The organism is Euryhalocaulis caribicus (assembly GCF_000412185.1).
Taxonomy (GTDB): domain Bacteria; phylum Pseudomonadota; class Alphaproteobacteria; order Caulobacterales; family Maricaulaceae; genus Euryhalocaulis; species Euryhalocaulis caribicus.
The window spans coordinates 42061-60747 of sequence record NZ_ASJA01000015.1 but is presented as its reverse complement, the minus strand read 5'-3'; the positions used below and the strand labels follow the sequence as shown (position 1 = coordinate 60747).

Annotated in this window: 21 protein-coding genes; 12 read left to right on the top strand and 9 right to left on the bottom strand. The window is 65.6% G+C overall.

Translation table 11 applies throughout. The features are described from left to right. Positions 1-10 precede the first annotated feature (10 nt). Positions 11-745, bottom strand: a complete 735-nt coding sequence (locus L338_RS12440; protein ID WP_022698724.1) for an SDR family oxidoreductase — start codon at positions 743-745, stop codon at positions 11-13. Between the two features lie 139 nt (positions 746-884). Here L338_RS12440 and L338_RS12435 point away from each other — a divergent pair, with 139 nt between their 5' ends. From L338_RS12435 to L338_RS12410, 7 genes are read left to right on the top strand one after another with little or no spacing between them, the layout of a single operon-like run. Then, a complete protein-coding gene (locus tag L338_RS12435; RefSeq protein WP_022698723.1) occupies positions 885-1157 on the top strand; it encodes a hypothetical protein in 273 nt (90 codons plus the stop codon). Positions 1158-1164: 7 nt separating this feature from the next. Next, complete coding sequence (locus L338_RS12430; protein ID WP_022698722.1) at positions 1165-1500, top strand: heavy metal-binding domain-containing protein; 336 nt, start codon at positions 1165-1167, stop codon at positions 1498-1500. Positions 1501-1533: 33 nt separating this feature from the next. Beyond that, positions 1534-2514: a methylmalonyl Co-A mutase-associated GTPase MeaB gene (gene meaB, locus L338_RS12425; RefSeq protein WP_022698721.1), complete on the top strand. Its 981-nt coding sequence runs from the start codon at positions 1534-1536 to the stop codon at positions 2512-2514. 43 nt (positions 2515-2557) lie between these two features. Next, the gene (locus L338_RS12420; protein WP_022698720.1) at positions 2558-3037 is read left to right on the top strand and encodes a CC0125/CC1285 family lipoprotein; all 480 of its coding nucleotides are present in this window, start codon (positions 2558-2560) and stop codon (positions 3035-3037) included. Beyond that, positions 3037-3246 carry a DUF1289 domain-containing protein gene (locus L338_RS18125; RefSeq protein ID WP_206740836.1) on the top strand — a complete coding sequence of 70 codons (210 nt, stop codon included), beginning with the start codon at positions 3037-3039 and terminating at the stop codon, positions 3244-3246. The genes L338_RS12420 and L338_RS18125 overlap by 1 nt, the downstream gene beginning before the upstream one ends. Continuing rightward, complete coding sequence (locus L338_RS12415; protein WP_022698718.1) at positions 3243-3950, top strand: retropepsin-like aspartic protease family protein; 708 nt, start codon at positions 3243-3245, stop codon at positions 3948-3950. Before L338_RS18125 ends, L338_RS12415 begins: the two co-directional genes overlap by 4 nt. A gap of 13 nt (positions 3951-3963) precedes the next feature. Continuing rightward, positions 3964-4392, top strand: a complete 429-nt coding sequence (locus L338_RS12410; RefSeq protein ID WP_022698717.1) for a VOC family protein — start codon at positions 3964-3966, stop codon at positions 4390-4392. Here the strand turns inward: L338_RS12410 and L338_RS12405 are convergent. From L338_RS12405 to L338_RS12395, 3 genes are all read right to left on the bottom strand, one after another. Next, complete coding sequence (locus L338_RS12405) at positions 4371-5189, bottom strand: sulfite exporter TauE/SafE family protein (protein WP_022698716.1); 819 nt, start codon at positions 5187-5189, stop codon at positions 4371-4373. The two genes, L338_RS12410 and L338_RS12405, sit on opposite strands and share 22 nt — an antisense overlap. A gap of 6 nt (positions 5190-5195) precedes the next feature. Beyond that, positions 5196-6203: a tRNA dihydrouridine(20/20a) synthase DusA gene (gene dusA / locus L338_RS12400; RefSeq protein ID WP_022698715.1), complete on the bottom strand. Its 1008-nt coding sequence runs from the start codon at positions 6201-6203 to the stop codon at positions 5196-5198. A gap of 101 nt (positions 6204-6304) precedes the next feature. Beyond that, a complete protein-coding gene (locus L338_RS12395; protein WP_027068515.1) occupies positions 6305-7258 on the bottom strand; it encodes a DUF5996 family protein in 954 nt (317 codons plus the stop codon). Between the two features lie 200 nt (positions 7259-7458). On the opposite strand from L338_RS12395, the gene L338_RS12390 reads away from it, so the two are divergent. From L338_RS12390 to L338_RS12370, 5 genes are all read left to right on the top strand, one after another. Beyond that, on the top strand, positions 7459-8772 hold the full coding sequence (locus tag L338_RS12390; protein ID WP_022698713.1) for a GntP family permease: 1314 nt from the start codon (positions 7459-7461) through the stop codon (positions 8770-8772). A gap of 83 nt (positions 8773-8855) precedes the next feature. After that, positions 8856-9581 carry a TVP38/TMEM64 family protein gene (locus L338_RS12385; RefSeq protein WP_022698712.1) on the top strand — a complete coding sequence of 242 codons (726 nt, stop codon included), beginning with the start codon at positions 8856-8858 and terminating at the stop codon, positions 9579-9581. Between the two features lie 58 nt (positions 9582-9639). Next, on the top strand, positions 9640-10203 hold the full coding sequence (locus L338_RS12380; protein WP_022698711.1) for a hypothetical protein: 564 nt from the start codon (positions 9640-9642) through the stop codon (positions 10201-10203). Between the two features lie 92 nt (positions 10204-10295). Beyond that, positions 10296-10823: a response regulator gene (locus L338_RS12375; protein ID WP_022698710.1), complete on the top strand. Its 528-nt coding sequence runs from the start codon at positions 10296-10298 to the stop codon at positions 10821-10823. A gap of 204 nt (positions 10824-11027) precedes the next feature. Further along, complete coding sequence (locus L338_RS12370) at positions 11028-13628, top strand: PAS domain-containing sensor histidine kinase (protein WP_022698709.1); 2601 nt, start codon at positions 11028-11030, stop codon at positions 13626-13628. Here L338_RS12370 and L338_RS12365 read toward each other — a convergent pair. From L338_RS12365 to L338_RS12345, 5 genes are all read right to left on the bottom strand, one after another. Continuing rightward, positions 13625-14194: a periplasmic heavy metal sensor gene (locus tag L338_RS12365; protein WP_081639612.1), complete on the bottom strand. Its 570-nt coding sequence runs from the start codon at positions 14192-14194 to the stop codon at positions 13625-13627. The genes L338_RS12370 and L338_RS12365 overlap by 4 nt on opposite strands. Before the next feature lie 2 nt (positions 14195-14196). Then, positions 14197-14640 (bottom strand): hypothetical protein, encoded by a 444-nt coding sequence (locus tag L338_RS12360; protein ID WP_022698707.1) that lies wholly within the window; start codon positions 14638-14640, stop codon positions 14197-14199. Next, the gene (locus L338_RS12355; RefSeq protein ID WP_206740837.1) at positions 14637-15227 is read right to left on the bottom strand and encodes an RNA polymerase sigma factor; all 591 of its coding nucleotides are present in this window, start codon (positions 15225-15227) and stop codon (positions 14637-14639) included. Before L338_RS12355 ends, L338_RS12360 begins: the two co-directional genes overlap by 4 nt. An 11-nt stretch (positions 15228-15238) precedes the next feature. Beyond that, complete coding sequence (locus L338_RS12350; protein WP_022698705.1) at positions 15239-15721, bottom strand: EF-hand domain-containing protein; 483 nt, start codon at positions 15719-15721, stop codon at positions 15239-15241. A 67-nt stretch (positions 15722-15788) separates the two neighbouring features. After that, positions 15789-18674 carry a bifunctional [glutamine synthetase] adenylyltransferase/[glutamine synthetase]-adenylyl-L-tyrosine phosphorylase gene (locus tag L338_RS12345; RefSeq protein ID WP_022698704.1) on the bottom strand — a complete coding sequence of 962 codons (2886 nt, stop codon included), beginning with the start codon at positions 18672-18674 and terminating at the stop codon, positions 15789-15791. Positions 18675-18687 lie beyond the last annotated feature (13 nt).

Below are 18687 nucleotides of genomic sequence, written 5' to 3'. Positions count from 1 at the left end.
ATGGCGCCGGCTAGAGTTCCTGCCTGGTTGGCCGGATGATCAGTTCGTTCACGCTGACATCGTCAGGCTCGCCGATGGCGTAGGCCACGCCGCGGGCGATGGCGTCCGCGTCGATGGCGATATCGGTGATATAATCGATCATCTTTTTCGCTTCCTCATCGGTGATGGTGGAGGGAAGCTCCGTCGCCACGGCGCCGGGCGAGACATTGGTCACGCGCAGCGTGCCGGGGTTTTCCTGCCGCAGCCCTTCAGACAGCGCGCGCACGGCAAACTTGGTGGCGCTGTAGACTGCGGACCCCGGGAAGACCAGATGACCCGCGACGGACGAAACATTGATGATGTGGCCTTTGCCGCGGTCCTTCATGCCTGGCATGACGGCCGCGATGCCGTTCAGGACGCCCTTGATGTTGACGTCCACCATCGTGTTCCACTCATCGGTCTTCAGGGCGCTGACAGGCGATAGCGGCATCAGGCCGGCATTGTTCACCAGCACGTCCACGGGGCCGAATTTCTCTTCCGCCTCGGCCACGACCGCCTTCAGCGCGTCCGGATTGGTGACGTCACCGGCCTTGTAGGCCGCCTGGCCGCCTTTCTTGACGATTTCATCGGTGATTGTTTTCAGGCGATCTTCGCGCCGGGCGGTCAACATGACTTTCGCGCCGGAATCGGCAAGGCGGCGGGCGATGGCTTCGCCGATGCCGCTGCTGCCGCCGGTGACGAGAACAACCTTGTTTTCAATATTCATGGGGAACAACCTCATACTAAGATATTTCGGGCAAGGCTGTTCAGATAGTGTGAGTGAGCACTCACTCAAGGGGCGGGACGGGAATCACGGGGCTTTTTTCACCCCTGCGCGCAGCGGCGGGGCGGCCTAGTATGCAGACATGTCACGCAGACGCCCCCAGCGCCGTTTCGGCCCCATCAGCTACAGCCAGCACACTTCCTATGAGCCGCGCTGCCAGAAATTCCGTTCCAAATCGCAACTGGACTATAGCGCCGGCTATTCGAAAGACGTGCTGCATGGCGGCATGATCGAAGGGATTACGCCGCTTCAGGTGCTGATCTCCGTCGCGCTTACCGCCGCGGTTGTGGGCATGATTATTTTCGTGCTGGGAATATTTCACTGGCTGGAAGTGGCCGAAAATCTAGGACTTTGAGGAAACCATGATCATTACAACCACGCCCAAGATCGAAGGCATTCCGGGAAAAACCATTACGGACTACAAAGGCATCGTCACCGGAGAGGCCATTCTGGGCGCGAACGTGTTCCGGGACTTCTTCGCCGGTATCCGCGACATCGTCGGCGGGCGCAGCGGATCCTACGAAAAATCCCTGCGCGAGGCGCGGGAGATCGCGCTGGACGAGATGGCGCGCGAGGCGCAGAGCCGCGGCGCAGACGCCGTGGTGGGCGTGGACATCGACTATGAATCCATCGCCCGCGAGGGCGGATCCGGCATGCTGATGGTCAGCGTCTCCGGCACGGCGGTGACGCTGGGCTAGGAGGGGACTGCGCGCGCCGCTAGGCTCGCGCCCATGACCGCCGATCCCGATTCACTGGCCGCCGATGTGCGCGCGGGAAACCGCGCGGCGCTGGCGCGTGCGATCACATGGGCGGAATCCACCCGCCCAGAACACCGGGCGGCGGCGCAATCCGTACTGACCGCCCTGGCCGATTGCGCCGGGGCGGCGAAACGCATCGGGATTACCGGGCCGCCGGGCGTGGGCAAATCCACCTTCATCGAGGCGCTGGGCACGTTCCTGACCGGTCAGGGGATGAAAGTGGCCGTGCTGGCGATTGATCCCTCCTCCTCCCGCACGCAGGGATCGATCCTGGGCGACAAGACGCGGATGCCCGATCTTGCGGCCGACCCGGACGCCTTCATCCGTCCCTCCCCGTCATCGGGCGCACTGGGCGGGGCCGGACGCAAGACGCGGGAGGCGATCCTGATTTGCGAGGGCGCCGGGTTTGACGTGGTGATCGTGGAGACGGTGGGCGTCGGGCAGTCCGAAACGCTGGCCGCCGACATGACGGACACGTTTCTGGCGCTGATGCTGCCCGGCGCGGGCGACGAGCTGCAGGGCGTGAAAAAGGGGATTATCGAGATCGCCGACATTCTGGTGGTCAACAAGGCCGACAGCGACAACGCCGAACGGGCGCGGCGCGCGGCGAAGGACCTGAAAGCGGCGATCCACATATTGCAGCCGGGCGAGACGGTCTGGCAGACGCCGGTTCTGACCTGTTCAGCCCTGAAGAAAGAGCGGATCGGCGAGGTCTGGGAGACCGTGGAGGCCCACCGCGCGGCCATGAAAGAGGCCGGAAAATTCGAGGCGCGGCGGCGGGATCAGCGCGTATCCTGGCTGAAAGCCATGCTGGAAGAGCGCGTCATGGAGGCGTTCGAAGCCGATGGCGGGGCAAAAGACGCCCTGAAAAGGCTCGAGGATGACGTGGCGTCCGGGACGGTTCCCGCCGGGGCGGCGGCCGACGAGATCATTGCGGCGTGGCGAAACGCCTGACGCCGCCCTATCTTTGACAAAGCCGCCGGCTAGCCTTGAGGACATGATGTTCAAACAACTGACAGCCCTGGCCGCCCTTTCCCTGCTTGCCGCCTGCGCAACCGCGCCGAGCGCATACGGGCCGTCGGCGGGTCCGGGCGATCCCGGCTTCAGCCAGACACAGATCGAAAACACCCGTTTCCGCGTGACCTATACGGGCACGTCCGGCGACAGCATGCAGCGCGTGCAGGATTTCGCGCTGGTGCGCGCGGCGGAACTGACCCTGGAGCGCGGGCATGACTGGTTCATCGTGACCAACCGCCATGCGACAAAATCCCGGGCCGGCGGCACGGGCCTTTCCATCGGGGCCGGGTTCGGCGGCGGCGGATCCGGTTTTGGCCTGGGCGCGAACCGGTCCTTCAGCGGACGGGCGGAAACCGAAGCCTCCCTGGAAATCGTGCTGGGCAGCGGGTCCATCCCCAATAACGGCAACGCCCATGATGCGCGCACCGTGCTGCTCAATCTGCGGCCCGCCTCGATATAGTGAAAGCGCCGCCCGCCTCTTCGCCTTGTATCAATGTTTGTTTCGTAGATCCGAAGCTGCGCCATTGCGTGGGGTGCTGGCGATCCCTGGAAGAAATCGGACGGTGGTCGAAAATGACCGAGGACGAACGGCAGGCGGTAATGGACGGGCTTGAGAGCCGCGCGAAGCGGCTGGAGGCGGAATTCTACGCCATGCGGGAAGACTCATGAGCCGGGTAATCGGATATGGCGCGCTGATCGTGGCGATCATCCTGATCGCCGTGCTGGCCGCGCGCGTTCTGGCCCCCGGCGCGATGGAGGGTGGGCTAAGCGAGCCGCTGGCCTATCGCGTGGGCTGGCTGGCGCTGTTGCTGGTGGCGCTGTTCGTGGGGTGGCGGCAGACGCCGGGCAATGCGCTGAAATCGCTGCTGGTCTGGGCGGTGATCATCCTGGTCCTCGTGGTCGCCTATTCCATGCGCGACACCTTCCGGCCCATCACCGACCGGGTGATGGCGGAGCTTTCCCCCGGAACGGTGACCGCGCCGCCGGGCGAGCCCAATTCCGGCAGCGCGGCCTCTGTCCGGCGGGCGCTGGACGGGCATTTCTGGGCGGAAGGCACGGTGAACGGCACGCGCGTGCGCTTTCTGGTGGATACCGGGGCGAGCGCGGTGGTGCTGACCCGCGGCGATGCGCGGCGGCTGGGCATCGATTTCGACGAGCTGCGCTACACCCAGCGCATGATGACGGCCAATGGCGAGACGCGCGGCGCGCTGATCCGGCTGGACGAGGTTAAGATCGGCAATGTGCGGGTGACCAATGTCGCCGCCGTGGTGCCGCAGAACGACGTGCTGACGCAGTCCCTGCTGGGGATGAGCTTCCTTGGCCAGCTCTCGCGTTACGAGGCGACGCAGGAATCGCTGATCCTGCGGCAGTAAACGGAGATGCGCTATGCGCCAACAGGTGAACCTGATCACGCTGGGGGTGAAGGATCTGGACGACTCCGTCGCCTTTTTCGACCGGCTGGGCTGGGAAAAAGGGACGGGCGGCGAGGATTACGCCGTCTATCAGGCGGCGGGAATTCTGGTGTTCCTCCACCCCGAAGCGGCGCTGGCCAAAGAGGTCGGCGGCGAGGTTGACGGGTTCGGCCCGTCCTTTCTTGCGCTGAACGTGGAGAGCGAGGCAGCGGTGGACGCCGAATACGCCGCCGCGCTGGAGGCGGGCGCGCGGGCGGCTCGGCCGCCTGAAAAACAATTCTGGGGCGGCTATTCCGGCGTCTTCGCCGACCCGAGCGGGCATTACTGGGAAATCGCCTATAACCCGCAATGGACGCCGGACGCGGACGGCATCATCCGCGCCTATCCCGCCAAGGCTTCATAAAGCAGTGAAAAGGCCGTCACGGTCAGGCCGATGGCGAACAGGCGGCGCAGCAGATTGCCGTCCAGCCGGTGCGCCAGCGCCGCGCCGACCGGGGCCATCAGGACGGTCAGCGTGGCGATGAAGAAAAAGCCCGGCGCGGAGACATAGCCGAGCGAGCCGGGCGGCACGTTTGCCACGCCCCAGCCGGCGATGACAAAGCCCAGCGCCGCAGGCGCGCCGATGGCGACGCCAAAGCCCGCCGCCGTGCCCACCGCCTTGTGAATCGAGCGGCCGCAGAGCGTCATCAGCAGGACGCCGAACGTGCCCCCGCCAATCCCCATCATTGCCGAGGCCAGCCCCATCCCGGTGCCCATGCCGGCGCGCGGCAGGCCGCCCGGCAGTTCGTCCGCCAATCGCCAGCCGGGGCGGCCGAAGAACATCTGCGCGGCGATCAGCATGGCGACAGCGCCGAAGAAGGCGGTCAGCGCCCGGCCCGGCGTCATATCGGCCACGAACGCGCCCGCCAGCGCGCCCAGCACGATCCAGGGCGACCAGGCCCTGAGAACATGCCAGTCCACCGCGCCCTTTTTGTTATGCGCCATGACCGAGCGGATGGAGGTGGCGATGATGGTGGCGAGCGAGGTGGCCACCGCCACGTGCATCCGGGTTTCCTCCGGATAGCCGAGCGCGGCCTGCGCGTAATAGACCGCCGGCACGATCACCACGCCGCCGCCGACGCCAAACAGCCCGGCCACCAGACCGGCGAACAGACCCGCGCCGATCAGCGCGGCGATGAGGAAGATGATGTCGGGCGTCATGAAGCGTCAGGCCGCCGCGGCGCGGGAATCCACGGCCGCCAGGGCGCGCGTGACGACTTCGGGCCCGGCGCCGGGCCGCCCCGGCTCGACCGTCAGGATACGGCGGAACTCCCGCGCGCCCGGCTCGCCATGATAGAGGCCCAGCATGTGGCGGGTCATGGCGCGCAGGGGCACGCCCTCCCCCATCCGCCAATCGATGTAATCGGCGTAGAGGGCGGCGATCTCCGTGCGCTCCGGCGCGTGATCGCCGCCGAAGACGCGGGCGTCGACATCGCGCAGCATCCACGGGGTCTGGTAGGCGGCGCGGCCAACCATGACGCCATCCAGCCCCGCGCCCTCATCCATGCACTGATCCAGCGTGGCAAGGCCGCCATTGAGGCTGATGGAGAGGTCCGGGCGTTCCCGCTTCAGATCGCGCACCAAGCCATAATCCAGCGGCGGGACGGTGCGGTTTTCCTTGGGCGACAAGCCCTTCAACCACGCCTTGCGGGCATGGACGATGAACACGTCCGCGCCCGCCGCCGCGACAGTCTCCACAAAGCCGAACAGGGCCTCGCGCGGATCCTGCTCATCGACGCCGATGCGGCATTTTACGGTGACCGGAACGGAGACCGCGTCCTGCATCGCCTTGATGCAATCGGCGACCAGATCCGGTTCGCGCATCAGGCAGGCGCCGAAGCGGCCGGACTGGACCCGGTCCGAGGGGCAGCCGACATTCAGATTGATCTCGCGATAGCCGAAATTCTCGCCGATGCGGGCGGCGCGGGCGAGATCGGCCGGCGTGGAGCCGCCAAGTTGCAACGCCACGGGCTGTTCGTCCGGATCGAAGGAAATCAGATGCGTGGCGTCGCCATGGATCAGCGCCTGATCGACCGCCATTTCAGTATAAAGCAGCGCCCGCTTCGTGATGAGCCGGTGCAGATACCGGCAATGCCGGTCCGTCCAGTCCATCATCGGAGCAATGGAAAAACGGCGGTCGAGAGCCGCGGGGTTATCTTGGTCGGTTAAGGGCATCACTTTCGTAACTGGCGAACGCCTCGCAGGCGCGTCAGCCTATACCCCGACCATCCTTTTATAATCCACCCCTGGAACGCCGGAGGCGGGAGGACCACCCGTCACGCTATCCTGCGCGGGACCCGCGGAGCGCCGAGTTCGCATTCCAGAGATTGTCTATCCCAGTCTGACAGATCGGCGGCGGCCGCGTAGGTCGATTGCAGGAAGGCCAGCAGGTCGGCTTCCGGCGTGGCGCTGGCGCGGACAGCTTCATAAGGCAGCAGGAACTCTCCGAGCGCGGACTCATAGCGGGCGGCGTCCGGTTCGACCGGGCGTTCGGAGAAGCCATCGGGCGTCGGGTAGGCGTAGGAATAGAACATCGGTTCATCCACCCCGCCCCCGCCGGGCCAGAATCCCGCGGACGAGACTTCGTGACTGTACGCTTCCTGCGTGACGTCATCGGGCAAGGCCGGAACGCCGCCGGGATGAAGCGGCGCCTTGCGGCCGGAGAAACGGGTGACGGCCAGATCAAACGATCCCCAGAACAGGTGCACCGGCGAGACCTTTCCAAGAAATCCCGTACGGAATTTTTCGAAGACTCCGCTGATGCTGAGCAAAGCGCGGTGAAACCGCTCGACCGCTTCAGCGTCGTAGGGACGCGGTTGCTGATCCTGCCTGAAGGGAATGGCCTCAGGGATTTCGTTCGGCGCGCCGTGGATGTCCATTCGCCCGCCCGCCGATTCAACCAGTCCGGCCGTGCGGTGAAGGAACTCGGCGACGCTCATCGACTCAAGCGGGAAGTCGCGGGTCGAATCCGGTGTTTCGGCCACCAGCCGGTGTTCCCGCAGGTCGAAGGTGAGGACAATCGACCGCCCGTCGTCCAGCACCGGGCCGGTCGTCAGACCACGCGGGGAGACATAGAGCGTGGCATGCCAGGAATGATTGACCCACGGCGTATGAGAGAACCGGTATTTGCCGACGATTTGCGTCCACAGATGAAGCGCCGCCGCGGTCTCTGACCAATCGGAATATGGCAGGGGCGGCCAGGCCGCGTTCGTGTTCTTTGAAGCGGTCATCCAGAAAACTCCTTGCAGGGCCAGGCGCGTTTCGCCTCCGGACCATTCTACCGCAAGAAGCATTGCACGGCAGCGTGAAGCCTTGATGCAAGCGTCCGGGGCTGTGTGAGGCGCGGATGCTTGCCCCGTTTCGCTGACGCCCCTATCCCTTGCAAAGGGAGACGCGCCGCCAGAGCGTGTGGAATTGAGGGGGACTTCACGTGATCAGCGCAATCGGACTCATTGCAGGGCTGGGCCTGCTGATCCTGCTCACCATGCGGGGCGTGCACATCATCATCGCCGCGACGGTGAGCGCCGCGCTGGTCGCCATCACGAGCGGCGTGGCGATGATGCCGCCCTTCGCGGACGCCGACGCCCCCGATTACGTGACCGCTTACATGCGGGGCTTCACCGGCTTTTTCGCCGACTGGTTCTTCATGTTCCTGCTGGGCGCGATCTTCGGCGAGGTGATGTCCGCGTCCGGCGCGGCGGACAGCGCGGCGAAATTCATCATCGAGCGGCTGGGCGTGCGCTACGCCGTTCTGGCCGTGGTGGCGGCCTGCGCGGCGCTGACCTATGGCGGGGTGAGCGTCTTTATCGTGGCGTTTTCGGTCTATCCCATGGCGGTCAGCCTGTTCCGCGACGCCAATCTGCCGCACCGTTTCATTCCCGCCGCGCTGTGCTTCGGTTCAGTCACCTTCACAATGACCTCCGCCGGGTCGCCGGAAATCCAGAACCTGATCCCGATCGAATTTCTGGGCACGACCGCCATGGCGGGCTGGCGGGTTTCCGCCGTGGTGGCCGTGCTGCTGGCAATCACCGGATATATCTGGCTGCAGCGCATGGTCAGGCGCGCGGTCGCCAATGGTGAGACGTTCGAGGGGGCGCTGGGCGATCATGTTGAGCGGGATGAAGGCCCGCTGCCGCACCCGGTCCTGAGCCTTGTGCCGCTGATCATCGTGCTGGCCGCGTTCAACCTGACCGACGACATGCTGGGCAAATACGCGCTGGTTCTGGCGCTGGGCCTTGGCACGCTGGCGGCGCTGGCCATTGGCTGGCGGCACCGGATGCAGATGCCCAAGGCGTTCGGCGTCGGCGCGACCGGCGCGGTAATCGCCATTACCAATACCTGCGCCGTGGTCGGGTTCGGCACGGTGGCGCAACTGACGCCGGCCTTCCAGCAGGCGCTGGGCGTTGTGACCGCCATTCCGGGCGACCCGCTGATCGGGGCCGCCATCGCGGTGACGGTGATCTGCGGCCTGACGGGTTCGGCCTCCGGCGGGCAGACCATCGCCCTGCCCCTGATCGCGCCGGGCTATATCGATGCGGGCGTGGAGCCGGGCGAATTGCACCGGGTGGCGGCGCTGGCCTCTGGCGCGCTGGATAGCCTGCCGCACAACGGATACGTGGTGACGACCATTCGCGCCATTTGCGGCGAAACGCACGCCCGCGCCTATGGACCAGTGGGCGCGCTGACGGTGATCCTGCCTCTGGCCGGGCTGGTTCTGGCGGTCGGGCTGTTCATCATTTTCTAGGGGCCGATAACGGGCGATCACAATACCGGCACGCGGCGTGTGAGGCGCTGGCGCGGCCCGCGCCCGCGCTCTAGTTAAGGGGCATGACCCAGGAACAGCCCGCCAAGCGAAAGACTTTCCTCTATCTGACCATCGCCGTTCTGGCGGTCGCCGGACTGGCGGCCGCGTGGTCCTTCTTCCCCCTGAATCAGTGGGTGGAATCGTTCCGCCTGTGGGTGCGGGATCTGGGGCCGACCGGGTGGATCATTTTCATTCTGGTCTATGCAATATCGGTCTTCGCGCTGGTTCCTGGCGCGTTGCTGACGCTGGCCGCCGGCGTGGCCTATGGCCTGTGGGGCGCGCCACTGGTGGTGATCGGGGCGACGCTGGGCGCGTCCCTGTCCTTTCTGAGCGGGCGCTATCTGTTCCGCGAACGCATCCGCAATTTGATCGCCAATCGCCCGAAACTGAAAGCGGTGGATCACGCAATCGGCGATGAAGGCTGGCGCATCGCCATATTGCTGCGTCTGTCGCCGGTCGTGCCGTTCAGTCTTCAGAACTGGGCGCTGGGCGGCACCTCACTGGGCTTTCCGGCCTTCGTGTTCGCCACTTTTTTCGGGATCATCCCGGGCACGCTTCTTTATGTCTGGATCGGGTCGCTGGGCGGCGCCGCCGGCGCGGGGGTGGGCTTTGTGCGGGCGGTTATCCTGACGCTGGGGCTGCTGGCCACGGGCGTCACGGTCTGGCTGGTGTCGCGAAAAGCGCGCCGGATTCTGGCGGAGAAGGATATCGAGACCAGTGAAGGACAGGAATCCGAACAATCGGCTTAACCGGGCGTCAAGCGAACCCGCGTAAGCTTCCCGCCTCCATAAACGGGCGAGGCGGGCCATGGCGAAGGCGAATTTCCATAAGAACCAGCGGGTTTACGTGAAACCTGTGGGAACATGGGCGGTGATCGAACAGGTCAAACCGCAATGGGTGCGCGACGTGCCCGAGCCTGTACGCGTTTATTATGATTGCGGCCTGGGCCGGGATTTTTCCGAAGCCGAGCTTTCCCAGCCTGAAACGCGCGGCGGCGACACCGAGAACGCCAGCAAGGAAAACTGGCGGCTGATGCGCGCCAAGAACAAGTGGCATGACGCCGAATCCAGCGCCGGTCACCCCTATCCGGGCACGTTTCCCGTTGTGGTTACCGATGAAAAGGACTGGGGCGGCTGGCGCGTGCCGGGGCAGGAATATGACCGCGACCCGCACCGTATAGAATTTCAGGCCCGGGTGATGACCTCCGGTCTGCGGCTGGCGCGCGTGGCCCGCGAACTGGTGCAGATCGTGCGGTCCAGCCCCGGCGATGTTCCGGCCGAAGTCGAGGCGCTGGCCACCGAGGCGAAAGGCATCCTGGAATATATTGATGAAACCCCGGCGCCGGCCGCAGCGCGCACGGCGGCGGAATAGCGGCTGCGCGGCCCCGGTTTTAACCGGCGGGAAGCAATTTTCATCCTAGAATTGCGCAATCTGACCGGACCTGAGAACGCGGAAACAGCAAGATGACCGCAAAACTGGATGTTCTGCGCGTCCTGATCGTGGACGATAACGCTCACATGCTGCAGATCGTGAAAACGATCCTGCGCGGGTTCGGCATCAAGCAGTTTTACGAAGCGCGCAGCGTCAATGAGGCGTTCGAGACGATCCGCAACGAGCCGGTTGATTTCGTGGTCGTCGACTATCTTCTGGATAACGAGACCGGACTGGATCTGGTGACCCGCGTCCGCACAAGCGACGAGGCCCCCAACCCCTACCTGCCGATCGTCATGCTGTCCGCCTATGCGGAGCGCACGCGCGTGGAGGAGGCCCGCGATCACGGCGTGACGGAATTCTGCGTCAAGCCGGTTACCGCGAACGAGTTGTTCCGCAAGGTCGCCAATGTCATCGATCACCCGCGTCCCTTTGTGCGCACCAAAGAGTTTTTCGGCCCCGACCGGCGGCGCAAGAAGACCGCCCCCTATAACGGTCCCGCGCGGCGTGAGGATGACGAAGGGGATGGCGAAAATTTAACGGGCGGCGAGGCCGCATAGCGCATTCCCCCGTCGACACTATTCCCCGCCCCGCCCTATAGTTAGGGTAATGATTCGAGAAATCATCGATCAGGGATTCGGGGGAAAATGGCGGCTAAAAGGGCTAAGCCGCCTTCAGGGTCTAAGCCCCAGAAGCGCGAAGCGAAATTAAAATCACCCGAGAGCCGGCGCGACGAAGAAGCGGCGCTGGGCGATCAGGCGCGCATGATCCTGATTTTTGTCCTGCTTTTCACGGTGGCGTTCATCGCCGTGGTCGGCCTGAGGCTGCACAAGGAACATGGCGAACTGGTCGCCGAGGCGGAGTTGAACTTTGCCCGCGCCGCCGCCTATGCCGCCGAACGCATTAACAGCAATCTGATGGAAGCGCGGGGCGGACTGGACGCCGCCGCGCGGGAACTGGCCGAGACAGACGGGGCCGGCCGGATGAACGCGGTGATTACCCGCGCCGTCGAGCCTGACGCGGTAGAAACGCTGATCCTTTATGGCGAGGGCGGCCGCGTGGCCGCCGCGACGCGGGGCAATCTGACGCCCGACTACGAAACGGCGGCCGAGCAGGCCCTGCTGACCGAATCCGGCGTGGCGGCGGTGACGATTGACGGCGAACGCGCGCTGGTGATGGCGATTGCCGTGCGCAATGAGACGCTGGGCCAGGGCGCGCTTCTGGCCGTGCTTGATCCCGCGCCGCTGCTGCCCGCGCCCAATAACGGGCGGGTAATGGCGTTTTCCGCGCCCGACGGCGCCCTGCTGGCGGTGAAACCCGCCGGACGCACCAGCGGGGCGACGGCCCCGGCCGCGTTCGGGGTTGGCGCGAACGATGTGCGCTCTGTCCCCAGGGGCGGCGCGGCGGTGTTTGATGACGGGAATGTGGGCGGCGAGAAAGCCGCGGTCGGCGTGGCGTCCCTGCCCGGCCTCAATGCGCTGGCCTATGTCGCCGGTCAGCCCGTTATCAATCAGGCGGCCTGGCGGTCCCTGATGATCTGGTACGGCCTGATGGCTCTGGCGCCGGTGATCATTGCCGGCGGGCTCTCCGGCGTTCTGCTGAACCAGATGAGCAATATACGCTCCACCCGTCAGGCGCTGCAGGACTCGGAGGTCCGCTTCCGGCTGGCCATCGAGGGCGCGCGTTGCGGCGTGTGGGACTGGGACGTGGCGTCCGACACGGTTTACCTCACGGATTCGCTGGGCCGGATGCTGGGCAAGGCCGGCGGGTCGCGCCTGTCGGGGGCGGAGTTTCTGTCACTGGTCCGCAGCGAGGACCGCGACCGTCTGCGCATGGCGCTTCGCGGCGCGGCGGGGGCGCAGTCCGTGGACGTGGAGTTCCGCGCCGCCAACCTGCCGGTCTGGCTGCATGCGCGCGGGCGGCCATGGACGGGCAGCGACGATGAGCGCGGCCGCATCGTGGGCGTGGCCATCGACATCACCGAGCAGAAGGGCGCGCAGGCGCGCATCGCGGCGGCGGAAGGCCGGCTTCGCGCGGCGCTGGAATCCATGTCCGAGAGCTTCGTGCTGTGGGACGCCAAGCAGCGGCTGGTGCTGTGGAACCGCAAGTTCCGCGACTTCTTCCAGCTGGGCGATCACGTCCTGAAACCGGGCGTGCATTACGACATGGTCGAGGCCGCGGCGCAGGAAGCCATCAAGGAAGTGCGCCCCAATGACGAGGGCGACGAAGTTCAGGAGATGGAGCTGACGGACGGCCGCTGGATCCACTATTCCGAACGGCGGACGCGCGACGGGGGCCTCGTCTCGGTCGGCGCGGACATCACCTCCATCAAGCGTCAGGAGGTCAAGCTCAAGGATTCCGAAGGCCAGCTGCGGCGCAATTACGAAGACCTGCAGCGCAGCCAGCAACGCATCAAGGAGCTGGCGCGGAAATATGAGGCGGAGAAGATCCGGGCCGAGGAAGGCAACCGCTCCAAGAGCGAGTTCCTGGCCAATATGAGTCACGAGCTGCGCACGCCGCTGAACGCCATCAACGGCTTCTCGGAAATCATGCTGAAGCAGATGTTCGGGCCGCTGGGCGATGACCGCTATCAGGAATATGTGCGGGACATTCTTTCCAGCGGGCAGCACTTGCTGGCGCTGATCAACGACATTCTGGACATGTCCAAGATCGAGGCCGGGAAGCTGCAGCTTCAGACCGAGCTGATCTATCCCGACGAGATCGTGGAGCAGTGCGCCCGCCTGATGCGCGGCCGGGCCCAGGAGGCGGGTCTGGAGCTGAAAATGGAGCTGGGCGACCTGCCGCGGATCGAGGCCGACCCGCGCGCCATAAAACAGGTCATCCTGAACCTGCTGTCCAATGCCGTGAAATTCACGCCCGAGGGCGGCCGCGTGGAGATCAGCGCCCATCCGCACGAGGAAGGCGTGAAAGTGCGGGTCAGCGATAGCGGCATCGGCATCGCCGACGAGGATATTCCGCGACTGGCGCGGCCGTTCGAGCAAATCGAGAGCCAGCACTCCAAATCCCATCAGGGTTCGGGGCTGGGCCTGGCGCTGTCAAAATCGCTGGTGGAGATGCATGGAGGAACGCTGGACATCGATTCCAGCATCGGCGAGGGCACGACCATCGTGTTCACCCTGCCGCCCGAACCCGTGGAGCCGGTCAGCGAGACCGAGGCGCGCGCATGGGAGCGCGAGCTGATCCACGAGACCGACGATGAAATCGCCGCCGCAGACATAAAGGCCGGGAGCGATCCCGAGGCGGATACGCCCGGTGATTATGTCCTGGAGGAAGAACCCGCGGACGCTGATGAAGACGAATTCGTCAGCGGCACCCCGCAGAACTGGGGCGCGCGCACCGGTTAGCGACGGTCCGGCGGGGGACCGTCAGGACGGGGACCTTCCGGCGGCGGGCCTTCGGTAGGTCCGCCATCATGGCCGCGTTCGTGGCGGCGCGGCCCGCCGCGGTGCATGCGCTTGCGGAAATCACCGCCAAAGCCGGCTTCCAGCGCCTTCTTGCGCGTCTCCGCATCCAGATCCTCCACGAGGTCGAGCATGATTTCGTGCCCCTTCACGTCGACCAGCAGGCCCGCCTCACGCGCCGCTTCCAGCGCCGCTTCTGCGCGCGGCCGGTCAAACGGATCCGCCACCAGCGCCGCATAGACATCCTTCTGCGCCTCCCAGACGCGCCGCCGCGTCGCCATGGCTTCCCGGAAATGCGCGCGGATTTCATCCTCCATCGCCTCGCGCTTGTCTTCCGGCGCGGCGCGAAGGAACGCGCCAATGACGAAGGAGGTGCGGTCCATGTGTTCGGGCGGCCCGCGCCGCGGCCCGTCCAGACGGTCGGCAATCGCCATGCCCAGAAACACGCCATTGATCAGCAGCGAGGCCAGCAGCAGCCCGGTCAGGGGCGTCAATCGAAATCCGCTCATTCTCAGACCTCAGCATCCAGTTCAATTTCAAAGACCGCGTCCGGATTGGCGAACGCATTGGCGATAACATCAGCCGCAGGGTCGGACGCCTGCGGAGAAACCAGCGCCCCGCCGAAACCGGCCAGAGATCCGACCATCAGCGCCGCTGCGGCCGCAAATGCGGGAATCTGGCGCCGGCTTGCGAACGGATTCGAAACCGCCGCCGGAGCTGGCGCGGCGGCGAGAATGCGCGCTTCCAGCGCCGGGACATCGCGGCCGGGACGATCCGTCGCCAGAACCGCATCCAGGGCCGCCATTTCACGCGCCGCCGCCTGTAGATCGGCGTCGCCCTTGAGCGCGCGGCGCATGGCGCGGCGTTCGGCCGCCGGCCAGCGGGCGGGCTCGGCGCCATAGGCCTCCAGGATGGCTCTGGCCCGTTCCGGCGTGAGGGTCTTGCGGATCATCATGGCTCCATTCTCTCCATCCAGGCGCCCGCCTCTGCGGCGAGCGAGGCTTTAAGGGCGCGGCGGGCCCGGGAAAGCAGCGATTCCACGGCCTCGACGCTGATTTCCAGAATCTCGGCGGCCTCGATATTACTCATTTCCTCAAAGTGGCAGAGGGCGATGGCCGCGCGCTGCCGGGGCGGCAAGTTCTGAATGGCGCTGTGAACGCGCGCCGAAAGCTGGTTCTGATGCAGCGCCTGCGCGGGACCATCCGCGTCATCGGCAATGTCGGGCGCTTCCTCATCAACCGGTCTGGCCTTGCGCAAGCGGTCATAACAAAGATTGAGCGCGACACGGTGCATCCATGTGGACAGCCGCGCCTTGCCGGAACGCCAGTTCGGCGCCATGCGCCACAGACGGATGAAACTCTCCTGCACCACGTCTTCCGCCTCGGCTTCGTCACGCAGCATGCGCCGGGCGAGCGCCATCAGGCGCGGCGTATGGGCGGACACCAGGTCCGCCGCCGCGCGACGGTCGCCCGCCGCGGCGCGGGAGAGAAGAGACGCGTCGTGATCGCGAATAGGACTGTCTCTCCTCTCGAAGCGCGTCAGCGATTGCGGCCCTAGCGGTCACCGCGCTTGAAGAAACGCTTGCGGCGGTCGGGCATGTTTTCCTTGGCTTCTTCCATGGTCACCTGCCCGTCGTCATTGGCGTCCATTTCGGCAAACCGCGCCTGATGATGCGCTGAATACTCGGCCCAGGTCACCTGGCCATCGTCATTTGCGTCAATCTCGCGATCACGCTGACGGCGTGGCTCGTCGCCGTCTTCGCTGTCCTCGCGCATTGCCTTGAGGCGCTGCATGACCGGCGACTGGTCCGCGTCGTCCAGAACCTGATCGCCGTTACGGTCCATCCAGGCGAACATTTCCTGCTGCAGGGAGGCGGCTTCTTCCTGCGTTACCGCATCGTCGCCATTGGCGTCGGCCGCTTTCAGCATGATGCCGCCGCCCGCGTGTCCATGATGACCGCGCGGTCCGGCCGCCTGCGCCGCGCCCGCGGCCAGAAGAATGGCGCTCGCCGCGCCCAACAAGATTGCCTTTTCCATGAGGCTTGCTCCTTACGAGAATTATATCCCTCATGGCCTTTAACGGGCGGAGCGCTCAATTCCGTCGCTAGCCGGCTGCGGATAGGACAATGCGTTCATACGCCTGCCGCGTCATGAGGCGGTAACGGTCCAGCATGGCTTCCAGATCGGCGAAAGAGTCGGCCCCGCTGGCTTTTACCACGCGCATTTTCAGTTTTTCCGGCGCTGTCTCAGGGTCGAACTGGGTTTCCACCGCCAATGCGAAGAGCTGACCCAGATCCAGATTCAGCCGCGCGGCGTGCGCCATCGCACCGGCTTCCTCCTGCGTCAGGATGTGCGCATCAGCCAGGGCGTTCAGGGATTCGAAGAGCGACGGGCTGAGGACGTCAGGGATTTCATGCGCGTGAATTAGCTGGAGATACTGGACCGTAAACTCCAGATCGATCTGTCCGCCCTTCGCGCGTTTCAGATCCCAATAGCCGCGGGACGGTTTTTCACGCGAGAGGCGGCGGCGCATGTCCGCGACATCTTTCGCGGTTTCGCGGGTATCGCGCTTGCTCCGCAGCAGGTTCCGCAAAAGATCGGCCACCTCGTCCGACAGGGCGGGATCGCCGCCAACCATTCTGGCGCGCGTCAGCGCCATCATTTCCCAGGTCCAGGCTTCCCGCTGGTAGTAGCGATGGAACGCGCCCAGCCGCACCGCCACCGGCCCGGCATTGCCGGAAGGCCGCAATTGCAGATCGACATTGAACAGCGGGCCTTCGGAGGTTTCCACCGACAGCGCGCTGACCAGACGTTGCATGAGGCGCGCGCACCAGGTCTCCGGCGTCAGACTGCGGGGACCGTCTACGGATTCAGACTGTTCACCCGCCTCATACACCATCATCAGGTCAATATCGGACGCGTAGGTCATTTCCCCCGCGCCGAAACTGCCCATGCCGATCAGGGCGACGCGGGCGTCCAGATAGCCGTAAAGCCGCTCTATCTCCCGCCGGACGGAAGGGAGCAGAGCCGCGACCAGCGCCTCCGCCACGCGAACGCGGGCGCGGCCCGCCTCCCCGGCCGCCGCCTGATCGCGCAGGGCTTCAATCCCCACGCGCAACAGAGTTTCGCGGGCGAAACGGCGGGTATTGTCCAGAGCTTCTTCGAAATCGCGCGCCGACTCGACGACCTTCTGCGCTTCCTCGCGCAGGTTCTCGAATTCCAGCGCGTCTACGCCCGGCGCCACGAAGGCTTCCAGCGCTTCCGGACGGGAAGCGAGCGATTTCGCCAGACGCGGCGCCAGACCCAGAGCGTCCACGATGTCGGTGAGCAATTTCGGCTCCCGCTCAAACATCGACAGGATGTTCACGGCGGCGGGCAAGCCGTTGAGAAACTCCGAGAACCGCAGGAACGCCGTATTGGGGTGGCCGGTCTCCGCGACCGCCAGAACGATGCGCGGGGCCAGCCCCCGCATGATCCGGCGGGCGCGTTCGGACCGTGTGGCGCGCGGCTTTCCGATCAGCCAGCCGCGTACAGTCTCCCAGACCTGTTCGGGGTTGTTGAACCCCAGTTCTTTCAGGCGTTTGACCGTGGCGTCCGCCGGGTCCGGCCCGTCAAAAATCAGGTCCGCCTCCCGCGGGTCGCGCTCCACCGGTTCAAACAGGCCTTCGCAAATCTCGCGCGCGGCCGCCGTATCCCCGGCCAGCCAGGCATCGAACGACGCCAGCGATTCACGGCCGCACAACCGCGCCAGACGGCGGCGGCGGTCGTCATCTTCCGGCGCGTCATGGGTTTGCTGGTCTTCAATGATCTGCAGCCGGTTTTCCGTGATGCGCAGCGCCTCATAGATTTCACGAAGACGCGCTTCGGTCCGGGCGTCCACATCACCCCGCGCCCGCAGCGCGGCAAGCGCCGGCAAGGTCGCGCGCGTGCGCAGCGAAGCGTCCCGCCCGCCATGCAGCAATTGCTGGGTCTGGGCGAAAAACTCTATCTGACGGATGCCGCCCGGGCCGCGCTTCAGGTCAAATCCGGCCGGTTCGTCATGCCGCCCGGCCGCCGCCTCGATCTGGCGCATCAGATTTTCGATTTCCTCGACCGCGCCGTAATCCATCGAGCGCCGCCAGACGAAGGGAAACATGCGGCGCATGAATTCCTGCCCCGTCACGGTGTCCCCGGCGCAGGCGCGCGCCTTGATCCAGGCCGCGCGCTCCCAGGTCTGGGCAAAGGATTCATAGTAATTGGCCGCCGCTTCAACGGACAGCGCCAGCGGGGTCGAGGCCGGGTCCGGCCGCAGGCGCAGATCGACGCGCGCCACATAGCCGTCCGCCGTCTGTTCATCCAGCGCGCCCACCGCGCGACGGGTCAGGCGGGTGCAGAGCCGGCCCGGCTCCTCGACACCCAGATCCAGCAGGCGCTGACGGTCGAAGAATACGGCCAGGTCCACATCGCTGGAAATATTGAGTTCGCGGGAGCCGAGCTTGCCCAGCGCCACGATGAACAATCCCGCCAGCCCCTCATCCGTCACGGCGTCTTCCGCAATGCGTCCGCGTTCCGCCATGAATCGCGCATGCGCCAGGAACGCAGCCTGAATGGCTGCATCCGCGCCATCGCTCATCGCGCGGCTGACCGCGTCCAGATCCCAGATCCCGCCAATATCGGAGAGGGCGACGAGCAGGTGGAGCCGGCGCTTAGCGGCGCGCAGATCCCTGTTCAGCGCGTCCTCATCTTCGGCGATCCGCCCGGCGCGCGCGAAAGCCGTAAGGGCCGCGTCCAGGGATTCCTGCGGCGCGCGCTCCAGAACGTCGGTAAGGAGCTGCGGGTCCGTCCGGCAAATGCGCGCAAGATAAGGGGAACAGCCAAAGACGCCGCGCAGCAGGTCTTCCGCGCCGCCCGGAATTTCAATGGAGAGTTCGCCAAGCAGGTCGTCGGCGAACCCTGCATCATGCGGCTCGGGCGCGGCGGCGATCAGGCTGTGGAGAGGCGCATGCGTCATACGCCCAAGGGTG